The organism is Nonomuraea sp. NPDC052116, assembly GCF_040680035.1.
Taxonomy (GTDB): domain Bacteria; phylum Actinomycetota; class Actinomycetes; order Streptosporangiales; family Streptosporangiaceae; genus Nonomuraea; species Nonomuraea angiospora_A.
Window position 1 is genome coordinate 1 of the sequence record NZ_JBFAWA010000005.1, and the last position, 21,188, is coordinate 21,188.

17 protein-coding genes and 1 pseudogene are annotated in these 21,188 nt (G+C 69.5%); 5 read left to right on the plus strand and 13 right to left on the minus strand.

Annotation, left to right across the window (positions count from 1 at the left end):
- Positions 1–94: 94 nt before the first annotated feature.
- The 6 genes and pseudogenes from AB0L65_RS10300 to AB0L65_RS10325 all read right to left on the minus strand — a co-directional run bounded on the left by AB0L65_RS10300 (position 95) and on the right by AB0L65_RS10325 (position 5,260).
- Positions 95–1,405, minus strand: coding sequence for a glycoside hydrolase family 3 protein (locus tag AB0L65_RS10300; RefSeq protein ID WP_364242856.1), 1,311 nt, complete (start codon positions 1,403–1,405; stop codon positions 95–97).
- Between the two features lie 72 nt (positions 1,406–1,477).
- Positions 1,478–3,145, minus strand: a complete 1,668-nt coding sequence (ptsP, locus tag AB0L65_RS10305) for a phosphoenolpyruvate--protein phosphotransferase (RefSeq protein WP_364242859.1) — start codon at positions 3,143–3,145, stop codon at positions 1,478–1,480.
- On the minus strand, positions 3,142–3,402 hold the full coding sequence (locus tag AB0L65_RS10310) for an HPr family phosphocarrier protein (protein WP_192790234.1): 261 nt from the start codon (positions 3,400–3,402) through the stop codon (positions 3,142–3,144). Before AB0L65_RS10310 ends, ptsP begins: the two co-directional genes overlap by 4 nt.
- A gap of 94 nt (positions 3,403–3,496) precedes the next feature.
- Positions 3,497–3,943 (minus strand): PTS glucose transporter subunit IIA, encoded by a 447-nt coding sequence (locus AB0L65_RS10315; protein ID WP_192790233.1) that lies wholly within the window; start codon positions 3,941–3,943, stop codon positions 3,497–3,499.
- A gap of 10 nt (positions 3,944–3,953) precedes the next feature.
- Positions 3,954–4,193: pseudogene (locus AB0L65_RS10320) on the minus strand (PTS glucose/sucrose transporter subunit IIB); the annotation flags it as partial.
- 32 nt (positions 4,194–4,225) lie between these two features.
- On the minus strand, positions 4,226–5,260 hold the full coding sequence (locus AB0L65_RS10325; RefSeq protein ID WP_364242862.1) for an SIS domain-containing protein: 1,035 nt from the start codon (positions 5,258–5,260) through the stop codon (positions 4,226–4,228).
- Positions 5,261–5,385: 125 nt separating this feature from the next.
- Between AB0L65_RS10325 and AB0L65_RS10330 the strand changes: the two genes are divergently transcribed.
- The 3 genes from AB0L65_RS10330 to AB0L65_RS10340 all read left to right on the plus strand — a co-directional run bounded on the left by AB0L65_RS10330 (position 5,386) and on the right by AB0L65_RS10340 (position 8,406).
- Positions 5,386–6,126, plus strand: a complete 741-nt coding sequence (locus tag AB0L65_RS10330) for a GntR family transcriptional regulator (protein WP_350728418.1) — start codon at positions 5,386–5,388, stop codon at positions 6,124–6,126.
- Positions 6,127–6,154: 28 nt separating this feature from the next.
- The gene (locus AB0L65_RS10335) at positions 6,155–7,468 is read left to right on the plus strand and encodes a PTS transporter subunit EIIC (protein WP_364242865.1); all 1,314 of its coding nucleotides are present in this window, start codon (positions 6,155–6,157) and stop codon (positions 7,466–7,468) included.
- A gap of 485 nt (positions 7,469–7,953) precedes the next feature.
- Entirely contained in the window at positions 7,954–8,406 is a 453-nt protein-coding gene (locus AB0L65_RS10340) for an Rv3235 family protein (protein ID WP_364242868.1), read from the plus strand.
- Between the two features lie 82 nt (positions 8,407–8,488).
- Here AB0L65_RS10340 and secA read toward each other — a convergent pair whose 3' ends face one another.
- Entirely contained in the window at positions 8,489–11,278 is a 2,790-nt protein-coding gene (gene secA / locus AB0L65_RS10345; RefSeq protein ID WP_364242871.1) for a preprotein translocase subunit SecA, read from the minus strand.
- A 223-nt stretch (positions 11,279–11,501) separates the two neighbouring features.
- Here secA and AB0L65_RS10350 point away from each other — a divergent pair, with 223 nt between their 5' ends.
- Together AB0L65_RS10350 and AB0L65_RS10355 are read left to right on the plus strand one after the other, a co-directional pair.
- Positions 11,502–11,762, plus strand: a complete 261-nt coding sequence (locus AB0L65_RS10350; RefSeq protein WP_364242873.1) for an HGxxPAAW family protein — start codon at positions 11,502–11,504, stop codon at positions 11,760–11,762.
- 868 nt (positions 11,763–12,630) lie between these two features.
- Positions 12,631–13,830: a crosslink repair DNA glycosylase YcaQ family protein gene (locus AB0L65_RS10355; protein WP_364242876.1), complete on the plus strand. Its 1,200-nt coding sequence runs from the start codon at positions 12,631–12,633 to the stop codon at positions 13,828–13,830.
- Positions 13,831–14,121: 291 nt separating this feature from the next.
- Here AB0L65_RS10355 and AB0L65_RS10360 read toward each other — a convergent pair whose 3' ends face one another.
- The 6 genes from AB0L65_RS10360 to mtrA form a co-directional block, all read right to left on the minus strand.
- Positions 14,122–14,820: a response regulator transcription factor gene (locus tag AB0L65_RS10360; RefSeq protein WP_364242879.1), complete on the minus strand. Its 699-nt coding sequence runs from the start codon at positions 14,818–14,820 to the stop codon at positions 14,122–14,124.
- 172 nt (positions 14,821–14,992) lie between these two features.
- On the minus strand, positions 14,993–15,649 hold the full coding sequence (raiA, locus tag AB0L65_RS10365; RefSeq protein WP_364242882.1) for a ribosome-associated translation inhibitor RaiA: 657 nt from the start codon (positions 15,647–15,649) through the stop codon (positions 14,993–14,995).
- 628 nt (positions 15,650–16,277) lie between these two features.
- Positions 16,278–16,961 carry a ComF family protein gene (locus AB0L65_RS10370; protein WP_364242885.1) on the minus strand — a complete coding sequence of 228 codons (684 nt, stop codon included), beginning with the start codon at positions 16,959–16,961 and terminating at the stop codon, positions 16,278–16,280.
- Positions 16,962–17,013: 52 nt separating this feature from the next.
- Positions 17,014–18,768, minus strand: coding sequence for an LpqB family beta-propeller domain-containing protein (locus AB0L65_RS10375; protein WP_364242888.1), 1,755 nt, complete (start codon positions 18,766–18,768; stop codon positions 17,014–17,016).
- On the minus strand, positions 18,755–20,377 hold the full coding sequence (gene mtrB, locus AB0L65_RS10380; protein ID WP_364242890.1) for an MtrAB system histidine kinase MtrB: 1,623 nt from the start codon (positions 20,375–20,377) through the stop codon (positions 18,755–18,757). Before mtrB ends, AB0L65_RS10375 begins: the two co-directional genes overlap by 14 nt.
- 120 nt (positions 20,378–20,497) lie before the next feature.
- Entirely contained in the window at positions 20,498–21,175 is a 678-nt protein-coding gene (gene mtrA / locus AB0L65_RS10385) for an MtrAB system response regulator MtrA (RefSeq protein ID WP_043620615.1), read from the minus strand.
- Positions 21,176–21,188: the final 13 nt, after the last annotated feature.

Consider the following 21,188-nt stretch of genomic DNA (forward strand, 5'->3'; position numbering starts at 1 on the left):
ACGCCCGTGCCCAACCGAAAACCGGCTTCGCCGCCACTTCGCCCATCCGAAGCTGGACCAGTTACCCGGCCAAGGTTGCGTGACGGGCCACTAGCTAGCGCGTGACCTGGGCGGCCAGCTTGCGGTGCGCCGCGGAGCGCAGCACGCCGGCCGCCTTCTCCGCGTCGGCGGCGGGGGCCTCGGTCAGGTAGCCCTTGGCCTGCTTGAGCGTGAGCAGCCTGGTGACGGACTGGTCGAGCCGCTCCTTGGAGATCCGGCCCGACCGCACCGCCGCCATCACCGCCTGGTAGGCCTTCGGCAGGTCGTTCGGCATGAGCAGCAGGTCGGCCCCGGCCAGCACGGCCCGCACCGCGATCTCCCCGTCGTTGTACTTCTTGCGCACGCCCTCCATGTTGAGCGCGTCGGTGGAGATCACGCCCTTGAAGCCGAGCTTCTGCCGCAGCAGGCCGGTCAGGATGGGCTTGGACAGCGTGGCCGGGTCGCCCGACGGGTCGAGCTTGGGGAAGACGAGGTGGGCGCTCATCACGGCGTCCACGCCCGCCTCGATCGCCGCCCTGAACGGCGGCGCGTCGATCTTCTCCCACTGCGCCTTCGTGTGCTTGATCACCGGCAGCCCGGTGTGGCTGTCGACGTCGGTGTCGCCGTGGCCGGGGAAGTGCTTGGCGGTGGCGGCCACCTTCGCCTCGCCGAACCCCTTGACCGCCGCCGCGACCATCTTCGCCACCCGCGCCGGGTCGTTGCCGTAGGCCCGGGGGCCGATGACCGGGTTCTTGGGGTTCACGTTCACATCGGCGACCGGGGCGAAGTCGAGGTTGACGCCGAGCGCGCGCAGCTCCTCGCCGGTGGCCCTGGCCACGGCCCGCGCCCGGTCGGGGTTCCTGGTGGCGCCGATCTGGGCGGCTCCGGGGAAGTCGGTCATGAGCGCGGACATCCTGGCCACCAGGCCGTTCTCCTGGTCGGTGCCGATCAGGAGCGGGACGTCCCCGGACGCGCGCTGCAGGCCGTTGGTGAGGCCGACGACCTGGCCGACGCCCTTGATGTTGTGCGGGAAGAGGATCACGCCGCCGAGGTGGTACTTCGCGATCACCTTGGCCGGGGTCTGGGCGCCGTACCTGGCCTGGTTCTCGCCCGACACCGTGTCGGCCGCGGTGCCGTACAGGACGGGCATGAAGAGCTGGCCGACCTTCTCCTCGACGCTCATCTTCGCCAGGACGCGCTCCACGGCGCCCTGGCGCGCCTGCGGCGGGCTCTGCGGCGTCGTCTGCGGAGGCGTCGTCTGCGGGGTCTGCGCGGGCGGTGCGGCCTTGCCTCCTCCGGTCGGGGTCGCACCCGCCGGGCTGCCGCCTGCGCCGCAGGCTGTCAGAGCGATCGCGAGGAGGCCTGCCGTACCGATCCGTCGAAGCATGCCTCCAAAGGTATCCATGAGACAACCCACACCAGACCGTCCCTTTACCAAGACGGCCGGATGTGGACCCGGTTACAGCCCCAGCCGGGTGAGCCCGGACAGGTGCACACGGGCCGCCGCACGCGCCTGAGCCGCCGTCGTCTGCGCCCGCGCGGCCTCGGCGGCCCGCTCGCACTGCTCGAGCGTGTGCGCGGCCAGCACGGCGCGTACGGCGGGCAGCGCCGCGGCGCCCATCGACAGCGAGGAGACCCCGAGCCCGACGAGCACGCAGGCCAGCGCCGGGTCGGCGGCCGACTCGCCGCAGACGCCGCACGGCTTGCCCGCTCTCGCGGCGGCGGCCGCGGTCATGGCGACCAGGTCCAGCAGCGCGGGCAGCCACGGGTCGTGCAGCGCGCTCACGGCGCCGACCTGGCGGTCCGCGGCGTAGGCGTACTGGGCGAGGTCGTTGGTGCCGATCGAGACGAAGTCCACCCGGGTGAGCAACTCGCGGGCGCGCAGCGCGGCCGACGGGATCTCGACCATCGCGCCCACGTTCGTCAGGCCCCTGGCCCGGCACTCCTGCGCGAACCACGCGGCCTCCTCGGCCGTGGCCACCATCGGCGCCATCACCTGGAGCCGCTCGGAGGCGACGGCCGCGAGCGCGCCGAGCTGCGCCGCCATGACGTCGGGGAATCTCCTGAACCTGCGCAGCCCCCGCTCACCGAGCGCCGGGTTCGGCTCGGCGGGTCCGGGCAGGAACGCCAGCGGCTTGTCCGCGCCCACGTCCAGAGTCCGCACGACCACCTTGCCGCCGGGGAACGCCTCCAGCGCCGCGCGGTAGGCCCGCCGCTGCTCCTCCGTGGACGGCGGCCCGGTCCTGTCGAGGAAGAGGAACTCGGTGCGGTAGAGCCCGATCCCCTCGGCCCCGGCGTTGACGGCGTCGTCGAGGTCCGCGGGACCGCCGACGTTGGCGAGCAGCGGAACCGGGTGCCCGTCGGCGGTCCTGCCCGGCCCTTTCGCCGCGGCGATCGCCGCCTGCCGCGCCGCGTCCGCGCCGACCGCCTCGGCCACGTCGGACTCGGCCGGCTCGACGCGTACGTCTCCCGACGTGCCGTCGGCCATCACCCGGACGCCCGGCGGGATCTCCAGCGCGCCCGGGCAGGCCACGACGGCGGGCACGCCCATCGCCCTGGCCATGATCGCGGTGTGGCTGGTGGGGCCGCCCTCCTGGGTGACGAACGCGGCGACGTCCTCCTTGCGCAGCATCGCCGTGTCGGCGGGCGCGAGGTCCCTGGCGACCAGCACGTACGGCTCCTCGGGCGCGACCGGGAGCCCCTGCATGGCGTGCCCGTAGAGCAGCGCGATCACGCGGTCCCTGATGTCGTCGAGGTCGGCGGCCCGCTCGCCCAGGTAGCCCCCGGACCCGGCCAGTACGTGCCGATATTTCGTGAAAGCTTCAAAAACCGCCCTCGGGGCGGCCAGGCCGCGGTCGATCAACGTTCGCACCTTGACGACCAGCCCGGGATCCTCGGCCATCAGCGCCTGGGCCTTGAGGATCTCCTCGGCCTCGCCGCCCGCCTGGTTCCCCCGGGCCTCCAACTCTCCCGCGACCTGTGTGAGCGCGGCCATCGCGCGCTCCTTCTCCTGATCCGCCTCACCGGTGTAGGTGGCGCCCTCGGGGGGTTCGGGCACGGAGACGGTCAGCACGTACGCGGGGCCGTGCCCGATGCCCGGGCTGACCCCGACCCCCCGCAGGTTCATGGCGCCGCGGCGATCGCGGCCAGCTCGTCGAGGACCTCTTCCGACCCCTCGCCCTCCGCGCTGATCACGACGGTCTCGCCCTGCCTGACGTCCAGGGCCATGATCGCGAGGATGCTCTTGCCGTTGACCTGCTGGCTGCCGTGGGACTTCGTCACCGTGATGTCCATGGGGGCCTTCTTCGCCCGCTGGACGAACGTCGCGGCGGGCCGGGCGTGCAGCCCCACTTCCGCCGCCACGGTGACCTTGCGCTCACCCATTACTCCTCCTTCTGGTGCCGGTCCAGACCAGCCGGACCCTCGTGCGATAGCGCGTGTACATTCTGCCGTCTCGGCGGACACGCTCGTTCCGGAGCTATTCCCATCGGAAGAGCTCGTCCCCCGCGTGAACCGCCCCCTCCGCGACCTCGGTCACGGCCCCGGAGAGGGCGTCGAGCGCGACGACCGGGCAGACCGGCGAGCGGCCGCCCGCCTCGACGACCGCCGGGTCCCAGGCCACGACGGGCTGACCGGCGCTCACGCGGTCGCCCTCGGCGGCCAGGAGCTCGAACCCCTGGCCTTTGAGCTGGACCGTGTCGATGCCCAGGTGCACCAGGACGCCTCTGCCGTCGTCTCCGACGATGACGTACGCGTGCGGATGCAGTTTCATGATTTTTCCAGCTATGGGGGCTACGGCCTTGCCCGGCCCGCGCAGCGGGTCGATCGCGGCCCCCGGCCCGACCAGCCCGGCGGAGAACACCGGGTCGGGCACGGCGGCCAACCCCACAGCTGCCCCCTCAACCGGGGCGAGAACAGTCGTCATGGTCTCGCCCTTAGCCGATGATGTCCTCGATGTCGCTGGCGATGGTGTCCGCCTCCGGCCCGACGACGACCTGGACCACGTTCCCCGCGGCCATCACGCCGTGCGCGCCCGCCGCCCTGAGGGCGGCCTGATCGACCTTGGACGCGTCGTGCACCTCCGTACGCAACCGGGTGATGCAGGGCTCGATCTCGATGATGTTGTCGGCCCCGCCCAAACCGGCGATGATCGCGTTCGCGTCAGCCGCCATCCGGCCCTCCCTAGAGCTCTTGTGACCAGGCTATTTCAGTCGGTCTGGGTGACCTTGTTCAGCCCGCGCGGCGCGTCGGGGTCGATGCCGAGCCTGCGGGCCAGCGCCTCGGTGAGCAGCTGACCGGGCACGATCAATCCCATCGGAGCCACCCATTCGGGCAGGTCGGGGCCGTTCAGCGCGGCGGTGCCCGCCCGTGCGAGCGCGTCGCCGCCACCGATCGTGTACGCCGCCGCGCCCGCGGCCACCACCCGCTCGGCCAGCGCGACCGTGCCGGACAGGGTCGGGCTGTTCTCGGCGGCGACCAGCAGCGCGGGCGTGTCGGCGTCGACCACGGCGATGGGGCCGTGCAGCAGGTCGGCGTAGGACAGGCCCATGGCGTGCAGGTAGCAGGCCTCCTTGAGCTTCAGCGCCGTCTCCAGGGCCGTCGAGAACGCCAGCCCACGCCCGGACACGACCACGCCCGGCTTGTCCAGCAGGCCCTCGACCACGGCCTCCAGGTCGCCCGGCTCGGTGATCAGCTTCTCCACCGCCTCGGGCACCCGCCGCAGGTCCCCCGCGTCCACGTCGGCGCCCAGGCCCAGCGCGAGCACCGCCAGGGCCGCGAGCTGCGTCGTGTACGTCTTGGTCGCGGGAACGGCCTTCTCCTCACCGGCGACCGTGCACAGGGCCACGTCGGCGGCCTGCGCGAGGGGGCTCTGCTCGCCGCCGTTCGTGATGCCGACTGTCCTGGCCCCGCAGTCCTTGGCCCAGGCCAGCGTCTCGACGATCTCCTCAGTGCGGCCCGACTGCGAGATCGCGACGGCCAGCACCCCGTCCAGGTCAAGCTTGCGCTTGTACGTCGTGGCGATCGAGGGCGCGGCCAGCGCGGCCAGGCGGCCCGCGTGTGATTCGACCAGGTATCGCCCATAAACTGCAGCATTGTCAGAGGTACCGCGCGCGATGAACAGCAGCTGGCGAGTCTGCTCGCCCACTGCTCTCACCTCGTCGACCCTCGGCAGCAGGGAGTCCAGGGTGGCCCGCAGCGCGGCCGGCTGCTCGGCGATCTCGCTGCGCATCTTCGTGGTCATCTCGGGCTCTTTCCTTGATCGACTGCGACGCGGACTTGACCGTCTTTCGCGACATGTGGTCTAGTCCGGACTAGACCAGTACGAACCATAACCCATTGCCAAGGTCGCGATCGAGGGGAGGATCCGTGGCGCACATCGATCCGGACAGCCCGGTGCCCAAGTATTTCCAGCTCCGCGAGATCCTGTTGGACCTCATCGACAGCGACGAGCTGAGCATCGGGGCGGCCATCCCGTCCGAGCGCGAGCTCTGCCAGCGCTTCGGCCTGTCCAGGATGACCGTACGGCAGGCCGTCGACCACCTCGTGTCCGAGGGCCGCCTGCACCGGGTGCCGGGCAAGGGGACGTTCGTCGCCCGGCCCAAGATCGAGCTGGCGCTGCAGCTGACGTCGTTCACCGACGACATGAGGGCGCGGGGCATGATCCCGGGCTCGCGCGACCTCGATCGCCGGATCGTGCGGGCCAGCGCGCACCTCGCCAAGGAGCTGGGGATCCAGCCGGGCGAGGAGGTGCACTTCATCGAGCGGCTGCGGATGGCCGACGGGGAGCCCCTGTCCATCGAACGGGCGCACATCCCGGTCAAGCTCGCCCCCGACCTGGGTTCCCACGACTTGTCGGATAAATCACTTTATGAGCTGCTGGAGAGCCGCTACGGCCTGGTCATGGACGCCGGCGAGCTCACCATCGACGGCGGCATAGCCGACCCGAGCGACGCGGACCTGCTGAAGCTCCCGCGCGGCGGCGCCGTGCTGCTGCTGCAGCGCAGGTCGTTCGCCGGCGGCGTCTGTGCGGAGCTGGGCGTGTCCACGTATCGTGCGGATCGCTACCAGTTGCGCACCATCCTGGAAATGCCCGTAAGACGGGGCTGAGGCCTCACCCGGCTCGGAGGAACGCCCGGTGAACGAGACCACCGCCGCCCGGCCTTCGCCGTTCGCTCGCGTGATGACCGTGCTCCAGCGGCTGGGCCGCTCCCTCATGCTGCCCATCGCCGCCCTGCCCGCCGCCGCCCTGCTGCTGCGCTTCGGCCAGCCCGACATGCTCGGCTCCAACGGCGCCGAGCCGGGCGGCCTGGCGGACGTGGCCGGGTTCGCCTGGATGAACCAGGTCGCCGAGGTGCTGGCCGCGGCCGGCGCGGCGCTCTTCGAGAACCTGCCGTTGCTGTTCGCCGTGGGAGTGGCGATCGGCTTCGCCCGCAAGGCCGACGGCTCCACCGCCCTGGCCGCCGTGGTCGGCTACCTGGTCTTCGACCGGGTGACCAAGGTGATGTTCTTCGGCTCCGACATCCGCGACACCGTCCTCATCAAGGAGGCCCAGGCCCAGGGCATCAAGGAGATCATCAACTACGGCATGCAGAACCCGACCAAGGTCCTCGGCGGCATCGTCATGGGCCTGGTCGCCGCCCTCCTCTGGCAGCGCTTCCACCGCATCAAGCTGCCGTCCTGGCTGGCCTTCTTCGGCGGTCGCCGATTCGTCCCCATCATCACCTCCATCGTGGCCCTGCTCATCGGCGTGGTCTTCGGCTGGCTCTGGCCGGTGATCGGCGAGTGGATCCGCCACGCCGGCGAGGCCCTGGCCGCCATCGGCCCGATCGGCACCGGCATCTACGGCCTCATCAACCGCCTGCTCATCCCCCTCGGCCTGCACCACTTCGTCAACTCCGTCGTCTGGTACGTGGTGCCGCAGTGCGAGGTGGGCGGCCGGGTGCTGGGCGGGGACTGGAACTGCTACTTCGGCGGCGCCCCGCACGCCGGCCAGTTCATGGCCGGCTTCTTCCCCATCATGATGTTCGCCCTGCCGGCCGCCGCCCTCGCCATGTGGCGCGCCGCCCCACCCCACCGCCGCGCCACGGTGGGCGGCATCATGCTCTCGGCCGCCCTGGCGTCGTTCGTCACGGGGATCACGGAGCCGATCGAGTTCGCCTTCATCTTCGTGGCCCCCCTGCTCCTGGTGGTGCACGCCATCCTGACCGGCCTGGCCATGGCCCTGACCACCTTGATCGGCGGACAACTGGGATTCGGCTTCTCCGCCGGCCTGCTCGACATGCTCCTGAACGCCAGCAAGTCGAACACCCAGAATTTGCCCGGGATCCTGATATTGGGGGTGATTTACGGCGTCATCTACTACGCCGTCTTCACCTTCCTCATCCGCAAACTCAACATCCTCACCCCGGGCCGCGAACCCGAACCAGACCTCGACTCAGGCGAAACCTAACCCCCCGCCCACGGCCGCACCACCCACCCACAGAACACACCCGCCCCACCAACCCACGCCACACCCGCCCCCCAAAGCACCGCCCCGGCCAAACACCCCGCGGGCGAGCCCCACAAGCCCCAGGCCACCCCGCCACAGCGCCGCCCCACGTCCCTCACCCCGCCCGGCCCTCCAAAGCGCCGCGTCGGCGAGACGCCCCACGACCGCACCCGGCGCCAATCAACGGCGGGAGCCCAGAAAAAAGGGACGACCACCACCCCACTACAAGCATGCCCAAAATGGTTTAGGGCGCCCGCAACCCAGCCAATCACGTCCGGAATAGCCACCCACCCCCACCCCAAGGGGATCCAACTTCCAAAATTCTTCTCCATCAAAGACAGACAAACCCAGCCACCCCCAGGAGAAGTTGGCGGCATTTGTATTCCTAGCCAAGACCGAAAACTCCTTATAACGATTCTTTCTTCGTCCAAGAATTTGGAGGATGCGTGTCAACAACCCCCCGCATCGGCGTCACCCCCACCCCCGAACCCCCCTACGACGAAGAGCAGCCGACATCGGAAATCGCACCCCCGGAAATCCACGGCACCCTGGCCCTGGACCCCCACCCCCTCGTATGGGGCCCGCCGGGATCCATCCCCGATGAGCGCAAGCTGCGCCACCTCGGCCAGGCGCTGGCAGAGGTGCTCGCGGGCCGCCGCCCGCCGGAGACCGTGGCCGACAAGCTCACAGCTCGCGCCTACCGAGAGCTGGTCCAGGCAGGCCAGATGATCAGGACCAGCCGCCCCCCGTTCGCCGGCAGCGTGCACGTCAAGGAGCCCAGGGACGGCGCCGTGGAGATGTGCATGCTGGTGCACTGCGGCGACCGCAACCGCGTCCTGGCGATACGGCTCGAACGGAGAGGCGCCCAATGGCTCTGCACGGACTTCGAGACGGCGTAGAAAAAGGCATTTAAAGAGCCCAGAAAAAACCCGGCAGAAAAAAAGAGACCCCCACACGAGGTGGGGGTCTCAAAAAGAAGCGTCAGGCCGCGTTCTTGGGGTCGCCGTGGCAGCGCTTGTACTTCTTGCCCGACCCACACGGGCAGGGCGCGTTGCGCTCCACGTTTCCGTACGCGGCCCGCTCCGCCGAAGTGGTGCGGACGCGGGTGTGCTCGACCTCGCCCTGCTCGCCGGGCGCGGAGTATTCGAGCTCGGCCGGACGCTCAGGCCCGCGCAGCCCGCGCGCGATGATCGAGCGGGTCTCCGCGATGACCGCGTCCTCCTCCTCGACGATCGGGTTTTCCTGCACCTCCACCTCGAGGTTGAACAGGAACCCGACCGAGTCCTCCTTGATGCCCTCGAGCATCGCGGCGAACATCTCGAAGCCCTCGCGGGCGTACTCGATCTTGGGGTCCTTCTGCGCGTAGGCCCGCATGCCGATGCCCTCGCGCAGGTAGTCCATCTCGTACAGGTGCTCGCGCCACTTCCGGTCGAGGACCGAGAGGATCACGCGGCGCTCCAGGTCGCGCGTGGTCTCGGGGCCGAACTCCTCCTCGCGCCTGGCGTACGCCTCGAGCGCGTCGGCCTTGACCTTCTCGGAGATGAACTCGGCGGACAGCTCTTCGCGAGAGCCGGCCTCCTCGACGAGGTCCTCGATCCTGATCGAGATCGGATAGAGCTCCCCGAACGCCTTCCACAGCTTGTCGAGATCCCACTCCTCGGCGAAGCCCTCGGACGTGGCGCCCTGCACGTAGCCGTCGATCACCTCGCCGACGAAGCCGCGCACCTGCTCGTGCAGGTCGGCGCCCTCCAGCACGCGGTGGCGCTCGGCGTAGATGACCTTGCGCTGGCGGTCCATGACCTCGTCGTACTTCAGAACTTCCTTGCGGATCTCGAAGTTCTGCTGCTCGACCTGGTGCTGGGCGGAGGCGATGGCCTTGGAGACGATGCCCGACTCGATCGGCTGGTCGTCGGGGATCTGCAGCCTGGTCATGATCATCTCGACCCTGGCCGAGTTGAACAGGCGCATGAGGTCGTCGCCGAGCGACAGGTAGAACCGCGACTCACCGGGGTCGCCCTGACGGCCGGAACGGCCGCGGAGCTGGTTGTCGATGCGGCGCGACTCGTGGCGCTCGGTGCCGAGAACGTAGAGGCCGCCGAGCGAGGTGACCTCGTCGTGCTCGGCCTTGACCGCCGCCCTGGCCTTCTCCAGCGCCTCGGGGTAGGCCTTCTCGTACTCCTCCGGCGTCTCGACCGGGTCGAGGCCGCGCTGGCGCAGCTCGAGGTCGGCGCGGAACTCGGAGTTGCCGCCGAGCATGATGTCGGTGCCTCGGCCGGCCATGTTGGTGGCGACGGTGACCGCGCCCTTACGCCCGGCCTCGGCGATGATCGACGCCTCACGCGCGTGGTTCTTCGCGTTGAGCACCTCGTGCTGCACGCCGCGGCGCTTGAGCGCCTTGGACAGCCGCTCGGACTTCGCCACCGAGGTCGTGCCGACGAGCACCGGCTGCCCGGCCTCGAAGCGCTCCTTGATGTCCTGGACGACCGCGTCGAACTTGGCGTCCTCGGTCTTGTAGACCACGTCCGCCTGGTCCTTGCGGACCATCGGCCGGTTGGTCGGGATCGGGACGACACCCAGCTTGTACGTCTGGTGGAACTCGTTGGCCTCGGTGGCGGCCGTACCGGTCATTCCGCTCAGCTTGGTGTAGAGGCGGAAGTAGTTCTGCAGGGTGACCGTGGCGAGAGTCTGGTTCTCGTCCTTGATCTTCACGCTCTCCTTGGCCTCGATGGCCTGGTGCATGCCCTCGTTGTAGCGGCGCCCGTGCAGGATGCGGCCGGTGAACTCGTCGACGATCAGGACCTCGCCGTCGGCGACGATGTAGTCCTTGTCCTTCTTGAACAGCTCCTTGGCCTTGAGCGCGTTGTTCAGGAAGCCGACGAGGTGGGTGTGCTCGGGCTTGTAGAGGTTGTCGATGCCGAGCCAGTCCTCGACCTTCTCGACACCGGCCTCCAGGATGCCGACCGTGCGCTTCTTCTCGTCGACGATGTAGTCGCCGGTGCTCTCCTCGCCAGGGTTCTTCGCCTCGACGCCCCTGCGCAGGCGGGGCACGATCTTGGCGAACTCCTGGTACCACTTGCCCGACTGCTCGCCGGGGCCGGAGATGATCAGCGGCGTACGGGCCTCGTCGATCAGGATGGAGTCGACCTCGTCGACGATCGCGAAGTTGTGGCCGCGCTGCGCGCACTCCTCGAGCGACCACGCCATGTTGTCGCGCAGGTAGTCGAAGCCGAACTCGTTGTTGGTGCCGTACGTGATGTCGGCCTCGTACTGCTTGCGCCGCTCGTCTGGCTGCTGGCCGGCGATGATGCAGCCGACCTCGAGGCCGAGGAACCGGTGGATGCGACCCATGGTCTCGGCGTCACGCTTGGCCAGATAGTCGTTGACCGTGATGACGTGGACGCCCTTGCCGGAGATGGCGTTGAGGTACGCCGGAAGCGTACAGGTGAGGGTCTTGCCCTCACCGGTCTTCATCTCCGAGATGTTGCCCAGATGGAGGTTGGCGCCGCCCATGATCTGCACGTCGTAGGGCCGCTGGCCGAGCACGCGGCGGGCCGCCTCGCGCACGGTCGCGAACGCCTCGGGAAGCAGATCGTCGAGCGTTTCACCGTCTGCATGGCGCTGCTTGAACTCATCCGTCAGCGCACGCAACTCCGCGTCGGACAGGCTCGTGAAGTCGTCCTCGATGGAGTTGACCTGGTCTGCGATCCGCTTGAGCTTGCGCAGGATCTTACCTTCGCCGGCACGTAGGATCTTGTCGAGAATGGCTGCCACTTTATGTAAAGCTCCTCGCAGGTCTACCCCGGCGGCGCCGCCAGGAGGAGAGGCCGAGACAAACTTCCCCGTTGCCATCGTAGGCGGTTCCGCAACCAGACACAGCCACCGTGACGACGAGGGCGCAACACCCATCTGGGAGAATGGGTCAAGGCAGAGGGTATGCCGGTTGAGAGCCGGCTCGCACCAATAAGCGCGATAACCGGCAAAGGAAGGATTAATCATGGTTGAGGGGAAGAAGTCGGCGCATCCGGAGAATCTCGGCAGCCACGCCGGGCGGGCGTCATCGTGGCTGGCGGTGACGGTGATGCTGGTGGGCACGGTGGTGGCCGGCTTCGGCCTCACGGCCGCCAACTGGACGCTCGTCTGGATCGGCGCCGGAGTGTTCGTCGTGGGCGGCGTCCTGGCTCTTGTCTTCGATATCTTCACCGACGTCGTGATCGACGCGCCCCGCGTGGGCATGCACGCTGAAGATCACCGCTGACGCACGCTTCACCGGGTGGGGCACCCACCCACGGGTGCCCCACCATCTCCCATCTCCCACACTCTGTGCGCCGCCGGTGACCGGTTCTCCCACACCGCCCGCGAGCACCTCGATGGCGTCGGCCGCGGCCTTTCGTAATAGGCGAGCACAATCCCCGTAACGACGAGCCCGCCGCGCGTGTCGGGCGGGGATGAGGGGTTGCGTACGCGGGCGTACAGCCCCAGGCGGCGCTGGAGGACCCCTGGGCCCGCTATGGGCGCCGTCGCCTGCCACTCGGCCGCGCTCAGATGGCATCGGCGGGCACAGTCGGGTATCGGCGGGCACGATCGGTACGGGCGAGGCAAGGCGGCTGGCGTTGACGGCGGCAGACCGGACGCGGTGGCGTCGTGACGCCAACCGGACGCCATAACGCCGACCGGACGCCGTGACGCCGACCGGACGTGGTGGCGCCGACGGTCGAGGACCGGGCGATATTGACGAGCGGCCAGCCGGGCGAGGGTGGCGCCAGTGGGCGGCGAGCCGGGCGCGCTTGGCGTGGGCTGGCGGCAGTCCGGACATTGGCTGGCTGTAGTCCGGACGTTGGCTGGTGGCAGGCCAGGTGTGGGCGGTGCAAGCTAGCGGGCGATGGGCGACCTCCACTGGCCGACGGGCGCGGGTGACGTCGACAAGGCGTCAGGCGGGCGCGGAACACATCGGCGCGGGAGGCATCGGCGGGGGCGGTCGGCGTTGGCGAGGCCGCAGGCGTTGGCGAGGCGTGGGCCGGGCGCGGATGGCGGGTGGTGTGCCCAGGGGGTTGGGGCGGGCGGGGATGTTTTGTCGGTGGCCGTCGCTACATTGCTCGCATGCATCGCCATACGCAATCGCAGCCATGACCGGCACCACCGACCTGACCCTCGACGAGGCGCGCCGGATCATCCTCCGTTCCCAGGGCATGATCGGCGCCGACGCGCGCAAGGGCGGGGCGCACGCGATGCTGCGCAGGCTGGGCGCCGTGCAGCTCGACACGATCTCGGTGCTCGCCCGTTCCCACGAGCTGGTCGCCTACGCCCGCCTGGGCGCGGTGGGACGGACCAACATCGAACGGGCCTACTGGCACAACCCTGCCCAGAGCTTCGAATACTGGTGCCACGCCGCCTGCATCCTGCCCGTCGAGCACTGGCCCCTCTACTCGTTCCGGCGCCGGGCGTACCGTAAGCGGCGCTACCGCTGGCACGAGGTCCCCGACGGGGTGGACAAGCTGCTCGAGCAGGTACGCGAGCAGGGCCCGCTGACGACCTCGGACGTCGGCGGGGCCAAGAACGGCGGCCCGTGGTGGGACTGGTCCGACTCCAAGATCGGCCTGGAGTGGCTGCTCGACATCGGTGAGCTGGTCTGCAGCCGCCGCGTCGGCTGGCGGCGCGTCTACGACCTGGCCGAGCGCGTGGTCCCCGCGGAGCTCCTGGCCGATGATCTCTCCGACGAGGAGTGCGTCGTACGCCTGGCCGCCGTGGCGGGCCGGTCCCTGGGCGTGGCCAACAGGACCGACCTCATCGACTTCCTGCGCCTGAAGGGCGAGTACGCCGCCATGCTCGACGCGGCTCTGCGCAGCGGCGCGGCGGGCCTGGTGCCCGTGACGGTCTCGGGCTGGCCGGGCAAGAAGGGCTCCCCCAACGCCTGGGCGGACCCGGCGGCGCTGGAGTCCGAGCCGCGCGGGCGTCACCGCACGACGCTGCTGTCGCCGTTCGACTCCCTCATCTGGCACCGCGGCCGCACCGAGCGCGTCTTCGGCTTCCAGTACACGCTCGAGCTGTACGTCCCCAAGCACAAACGGGTCCACGGCTACTTCACGATGCCCGTGCTGGCGGGCGGCCGGCTGATCGGCCGCGTCGACCCGGCCCGTGAGGGCAGCACGCTGGTGATCCGGCAGCTCCACCTGGAGCCGGGCCTGTCGCCCGCCCGGTGGGCCGACGCCCTGACGGACGCCCTGTGGTCTGCGGCGGAGTGGGTAGGCTGCGATTCCGTACGGGTCGAGCACGCCGATCCGCCCGAGCTCGTCCCGATCCTGAACGCCGCCGCCACCGCCCGATAGCCCCCAGCACAACGGCGCCAGGCAGGCGGGTATCGGTGGCGAGCGCGGGTGGCTGCCTATCTCCAGGCCGCCCAGGTGGGGCGGGAGTGAGACGGCTCGCGGGCGGCGGTGGCGGGTGCTTGCCTCCAGGCCTCCCAGGTGGGGGCGGGAGCAAGACGGACTCGCGGGCAGCGATGGCTACCTGCCCCTGGCCGCCCAGGCGGAGCCCGGGGCGACGCGCGGCCTCGCGGGCGGCGATGGTGCCCCTGAGCCGTCCAGGTGAGAACCGGGTGAGGCTCCCCGCATGGACGGCTAGGTGATCTCCAGCATGCGTTCCCGCACCGCGTACACCACGGCCTCCATCCTCGAGTGCAGTTGCAGCTTGTCGAGGATGTTGCGTACGTGGTTCTTCACGGTGTTCTCGGAGATGAACAGCTGCTTGGCGATCTCGCGGTTGTTCATCCCCTTGGCCACCAGCCGCAGGACCTCCATCTCGCGATCGGTCAGGCGGGGGACGGGGAGCTGGGGAGGGCGCTCGGACTCCTTGCGGCTCATGCTCTGGAATTCGCTGATGAGCTTGGCGGCCATCGCCGGGTTGATTAAGGACTGGCCCTCGTGCACGCCGCGCACCGCGGCCGGCACGTCGTTGATCTGGACATCCTTGAGCAGATAACCGGTGGCGCCGGCCTTGATGGCCTCGAAGAGGTCTTCTTCCTCGTCGCTCACCGTCAGCATGATGACGCGCGTGCTCGGGACCGAGGCCTTGATGCCCTTCGTGGCCTCGATCCCGTCCTGCCGTGGCATACGCACGTCCATGAGCGCGATGTCGGGCATGAGGCGGTTGGCCAATTCGACCGCCTCCTGCCCGTCACTCGCTTCGCCGACCACCTCGATGTCGGGCTCAGCGGCCAGAGCGAGAGCCAGGCTCCGCCGGATCAGCTCGTGATCGTCAACGATCAGCACGCGGATCGGCTCGGTCGCTGAGGTACGGACCTCGCCGGACTCGGTCACGAGGCCTCCTTGATCCGCCTCGCGACAGCCTTCGCTTCGCTTCGCTCGCTCATCTGAACCTGACTGAGCTCGCTCACGTCTCCTCCTCGTCGGGGGGCCAGAGCCGTTGAACCGCAATGATGGCATGGGAGCCGCGGTTCTCGGGTGGTCGAGAAGATCTTTTAGCGCGCGATCATGGCTCTACGAGCCGCAACACGCCGTAGTTGTAGCCGCGTCTGTTGTAGACCACGCACGGCTGGCCGCTCTCCTTGTCACGGAACAGGTAGAAGTCGTGCCCGACCAGCTCCATCTCGAGGAGGGCCTGGTCGATGGTCATGGGTTCCGCTTTGTGGAACTTCTCTCGGACGATGAGCGGCCCTTCGCCGTCCATCTCGATCGGGACGATGTCGTCGTAGCGCTGGTCGCGCTGAACCTGCTCGTCCTCTTCGGCCTCGGCGGGGGCGGTGGCCTCCGGCGGGGTCAGGTCCGCGACGTCGGGGAGTGCCGCGGTGATCTCCGCCACAGAGGGCGGGCAGTGGTTGCCGTGGTGGACCTTGCGCCGGTCGGCCAGCCGCCTGAGGCGGCCTTCCAGCTTGTCGAGGGCCATGTCGAGGGCTGCGAATCGGTCGTCGGCCGAGGCTTCGGCGCGGATGGCCGGTCCTCGAGAGTGAATGGTGAGCTCGACGCGCTCGCGCTGGTCAGCGAGGCGCGGATTGCGTTCTTTCGACACCTCCACATCAACTCGGATGAGTTTGTTGTCCAGACGTTCGATCCTGGCCAGCTTGGTCGTCACTTGGTCACGGAACCGATCACTCACACCTGTGTGCCGGCCCTTGACGATGATGTCCATGCAACAGCCCCCCTTCGGTCTAGCGACTGAGCAAGAGCGCCCGACGACGTGCCTGTCGGACGGGGTCTGCTGTCTGCCTTTCTGTCACCGTTACCCTCTTCCGACTCTGCGTCACCGGGAACTCGGTTGGCACCCGTCCGGCCGACCTGGTCTTCGACCCCACATCCGCCTGCTGAGGGTTTCGCAGCTCTGTTGCCACTACCGCCCTTCTCTTCTGGCGAGGGACATCTGGACCCTCGGGAAGGCAGGACTTACCCCTAAGCCGCACCGTGATCGGTCGACAAAGAGTCGCCTTACGTGGACCGTTTTGCCTGCGGCTGGCATCGGCTAGCAGAGTCGGGGACCCCGACCCTGCGCAACCACGGACCCGAACGGGTGCCATGTCAGAACGCTATCCGCATCCTGCGCGAATGTCAGCCGGAGGATCGGCCAAAGGATCACGTACCGTGATTTTCCCGAGGTCCCCATGCTCTCCCAAATGCCCTATTTAACCGATCGGCAACCCTTATGAGGATGGAGCTCCCGCCCACTGAGCAGCCCTGCCGCACCCTTGGGGGAAGTGACATGTGGCCTCGTGGTGAGGATAGCGATGTGGATCTTTCTTTACGCACTGTAACCGTAATCCTTTTCAAGATCTTCGGCGTGTCGCGGCCACGGTCGCGGCCAGCGGCACTCGCACCCCCGCCGAGCTCAGCGCCCTGGCGGCCTCCACGAGGGTGGCCCCGGTCGTGACGATGTCGTCCAGGAGCACCGCACAGGCCGCTGGAGGGCCTTTCGCGGCCCGCCGCACCTGGAGTGACCCCGCGAGGTTGGAGCTCCTCTCGGCGGAACTCAGCCCCGCCTGGTCGGCCACCCGCCGCGCCTGTACCAGCGCCGGCCAGGCCTCGGCCCGCAGGCCCCACGCCCGCAGCCGGCCCGCGGCCAGCACCGCCAGCCGCCCGACCGGGTCGTGGCCGCGGTGCCGGCGCGTCCGCCGCGCGCTCGGCACCGGCACCACCGCGAACCGCCCGCCTGCCCAGGGTGCCTTCGCGCCGTTGACCGCCGTCACGACGGTGAACGCCACGGCCTCCGCCAGCGCCTCCGCCAACGCCACCGCGCCCCGCTCCTTGTACGCCACGACCGCCCTGCGCACCGCGCCCTCATACGGTGCCGCCGACCAGCAGTCGGGCAGGCCGTCCGGCACGGGCTCGGGCAACCGCCTGGCGGGCGCGCCGACGAGCTCGGCCTGACAGCTTGCGCACCACCGCGCCCCTCCGGCGGCGCACCCGGCGCAGGACTGCGGGAGGACGAGGTCGAGCACGGCGGTCAGCACGCGTGCCAGGATGCCGCCCGCGACCGACAATTTCCGTCCGTCGCCAGTACAGCTAGCCCAGGGGGAAGAGCGGGGTGCTGGCGCCGGATTCGATCTTGGTGGTCCAGGACTGCCGGTCCTGGCCGAGCTCCATGATCTGGTTGCCCTTGGCCGTCTTCGCCTCCGCCAGCACGCGGTCGTTCACCGCGGCCACCGCCGCGAGCGGCTCCTTCAGTGGCACTCCCTCGATCTCCCCGTCCCCCACGTTGATCTCGTTGAGCACCTGCCCCGCCTGGCCCTCCACCAGCACCAGCAGGTGCTCGTCATCCTCCCAGGCCACGTCGAGGATCTTGTTTCCCCCCTCGGTGGTGGTCAGGGCCTGGAAGTTGCCCAGCATCATCCCCGCGGCCCCGCCCGTGAGCGCGCCGATCTGGACCGTGTTCTGACCGGTGGTGACCGCCACCCGCACGCCGTCCCTGGCGATCCTGAGCCGGGTGACGTCCAGCCCGGTCAGCTTGGGCGCGGAGATCCGCTGGGGTCCCTTCCCGCTGAGCGGGTCGTACCGGAGCAGGGCGGCGTTCGTCTGGTCGTAGGTCCACAGGGACCCGTCCCGGTGCCACGTGGGCGGGGTCAGAGTGCCCTGGATGACCTCCTGCCAGCGCCCCGACTGCGTCAACGCCGCCACCGAGATGCCGGTGGAGGTCTGCGCGGCGACGTACCCACCGTCCTTGGACAGGGCGAAGCCGTGGAAGCCGTCGCGCTCCTGCCCCGCCGGACCCGGCACGCTGCCCGCGGGCCCGTCCTTGCTCATGTAGTGGACCGCGCCCTTGCTGATGTAGTACGCGGCGTCGCTGGTGGCGTCCAGCCAGTCGTCGTCGGAGTCGGGCCGGTCGATGGAGTAGGACTCCCCGTTCACCTGGATCTCGATGACGCGGCCCTTGGCGATCTCGTTCTTGTTCAGGCTGTACCTGATCTGGGCCCGCAGGGAGTCCTCGGCGCCCAGGTCAAGGGTGTCGAGGGGGCCGGAGAGGTTGATCACCACACGGTCCTCGCCGGACCTGATCGACTCGACCTTGGTGTCGAGCGGGAAGCTCGTCGTCACCGCCCCCTGCAGGGCCGAGGTGGGGCTCTTGAGCAGGCGCTGCAGGATGGTCTGCGCGTACGTCTCCGTCGGCTTCAGCCGCAGGCGCACGCGGTCCACGACCAGCGTGTTCGGGCTGTTGCCGTTCAGGTAGTAGAGGTTCGTGGCCCGGTACGCGCGGCTCACGTCGGAGTCGGTGAGCAGCAGCCCGTTGGGCAGGCTCTTGACCAGGTAACCGCCGCCTTCGGCCTTCACCAGCTCGAAGGAGTCCACCCAGGGGCCGGCGGTGGGGGCGTACGAGTCGTCCTCCTTGATGCGCGCCACCCACCGGCCCTTGACCGTGACCTTCTCCACCGGCTCCGTCGCCTCGCGCTCGGTGGGAGGCACGACCTCGAACGCGTCGTCGACGACCGTCACCGGCCCCGAGGCGCTCCACTTCGCCCGCGCCTCCTGGGTCAGGTACTGGGGCAGGATGGTCGGGTCGTCGGCGTAGGCCGCCATGGCCGCCTGCAGACCCCTGATCGTCTGCTCCTCGTTCCAGGTCTTGTCGGGCGGGAAGGCGATCATGCGGTGGAACGGCTTGCTCAGCGGGTCGCCGCTGCCGGCCTCGTTGACGGTGAGGGGACCGGTCACGGGGATCACGGTGCAGCCGGAGCCCGCGCAGACCACGGCGACCCCGATCACGAACACCGCGCCGAGCCGCCACACCCGCTCACGCCGCCCGGTCACCCGCCTAGTCGTCGTCATGGTCGGCCCCGTCCGCCGAGGCCGGCAGCAGCACCGGCGTCATGGCCGTGCGCCACGTACGCCGCATCTCGATCTCCGGCGGCACCAGCGACAGCGGCGAGCCCTTCAGATCGGCCCCGGCCGTCCTCGGCAGCGTCAGCCTGAACTGCGAGCCCTCCCCCGGCTGTCCCCACGCCTGCAGCCAGCCGCCGTGCAGCGTGGCGTCCTCGCGCGAGATCGCCAGCCCGAGCCCGGTGCCGCCGATCGTCCGCGCCCGCGACGGGTCGGCCCGCCAGAACCGGTCGAACACCATCGTGTCCTCGCCGCCCTTCAGCCCGATCCCGTGGTCGCGCACGGCGACCGCGACCGCGTCCCGGTCGGCGCCGACGGTGACCACGATGTCCCTGCCCTCGCCGTGCTCGATGGCGTTGAACAGCAGGTTGCGCAGGATCCGCTCGACCCTGCGGTTGTCGATCTCGGCCATGCACGGCTCGTTCGGCAGCCGGAGCTCGAAGCGGGTCGTGTGCCGCTCGGCCAGCGCCTCGGAGTCGGCGATGGCCCGCAGCACCACGTCGCGCACGTCCACGGGGTCGAGGTCGAGCGTGGCGGCGCCGGCGTCGTAGCGGCTGATCTCCAGCAGGTCGGCCAGCATGGACTCGAACCGTTCGAGCTGGGCCTGCATGAGCTCCGCCGAGCGGGAGGCCATCGGGTCGAAGTCCTCGCGGGCGTCGTAGAGCAGGTCGGCGGCCATGCGCACGGTCGTCAGCGGCGTGCGCAGCTCGTGGGAGACGTCGGAGACGAACTGCCGCTGGACCTGCGAGAGCTCCTCCAGCTGGTGGATCTTCAGCGCCAGGTTGGCGGCCATCTCGTTGAACGAGTTCGCCAGGCGGGCCAGGTCGTCCTCGCCGCGAACCTTGAGCCGTTCGTCCAGTTTGCCGGAGGCCAGGCGCTCGGCGGCCTGGCGCGCCAGCCGTACGGGAGTGACGACCTGGCGGGCGACCAGGTACGCGATGGCGGCGAGCAGCAGCACGAGCCCGAGGCCGACCACGACGATGGCCAGCCGGACGTTGGACAGCAGCTCCTCTTCGTCCGTGAACGGGAAGAAGTGGTAGACCTCGTAGTTCTGGCCGCTGGAGGGCACGTGCACGGTGCCGCCGACCACGTACGTGAGCCTGGGCTGGCTCTCGCCGGCGAACTTGATCTTCTCGATGGACCCGACGGTCTTCTTCTGCACGTTGTGCCGCAGGCTCTCCGGCACGTTGGACGGCACGACTCCCCCGGACGCCCGCGACTGGCCGGGGATCGCCTGGTTGAGTATCAGCACGTCGTAGCGCTTCTTGGAGCCGTTCTCACCCGATCCGGTGACGATGTCCATGACGTCGTCGAGCGGGTTGGCCGAGCCCTTCTTGCCGCCGTCGGCGGGCTTGGTCGGGTCGTCGGTCTCGGGCGCCAGCGCGTCGGCGATCTGGAGGCGGTCGGCGAAGGCCTCGCTGGCGGAGGAGCGCTGGCTGCTCTGCACGACCGACCGGTTGATCTGCTCGGACAGGAACGTGCCCAGCACGACCACCACGATCACGGAGATCACCAGCGTGCTGGTGACCACCTGGAGCTGGAGCGAGCGCCGCCACACGCTCCGTGTCCTGCCTGCCGCACGGCGCACCCGCCGGCGAACGCCGCCGAGAATCTGGCGGAATGTCCGTCGGCGGAAACGCTTTTTCTTCGCCGGGGGCACGGCAGGTCGGGACGTGGACTAGGCGGGGCCGGCTTTGTAGCCGACGCCGCGGACCGTCACCACGATCTCGGGGTGCTCGGGGTCCTTCTCGATCTTGGCCCTGAGCCGCTGGACGTGCACGTTGACCAGCCGCGTGTCGGCCGCGTGCCGGTAGCCCCAGACCTGCTCGAGCAGGACCTCCCGGGTGAACACCTGGCGCGGCTTGCGGGCCAGCGCGACCAGCAGGTCGAACTCCAGCGGCGTGAGGTTGATCGTCTCCTCGCCCCGCTTGACCGAGTGCCCGGCCACGTCGATGGTGATGTCGCCGATCTGGAGGATCTCGGGGGTCGGCTCATCGGTGCGGCGGAGCCGCGCCCGCACCCGGGCCACGAGCTCCTTCGGCTTGAACGGCTTGACGATGTAGTCGTCGGCCCCCGACTCCAGCCCGAGAACGACGTCGATCGTGTCGCTCTTGGCCGTGAGCATGACGATCGGAACCCCCGACTCGGCCCTGATCCTGCGCGCGACGTCGATGCCGTCCGCCCCCGGCAGCATCAGGTCGAGCAGGACCAGATCCGGGCGTGTATCCCGGAACGCATCGAGGGCCTTGTCGCCGTCGGAGACAAAAGACGGCTCGAAGCCTTCCCCTCGCAGGACGATCCCCAGCATCTCGGCGAGAGCGGCGTCGTCATCGACGACCAGCACGCGACCTTTCATGGCCCCTCATTCG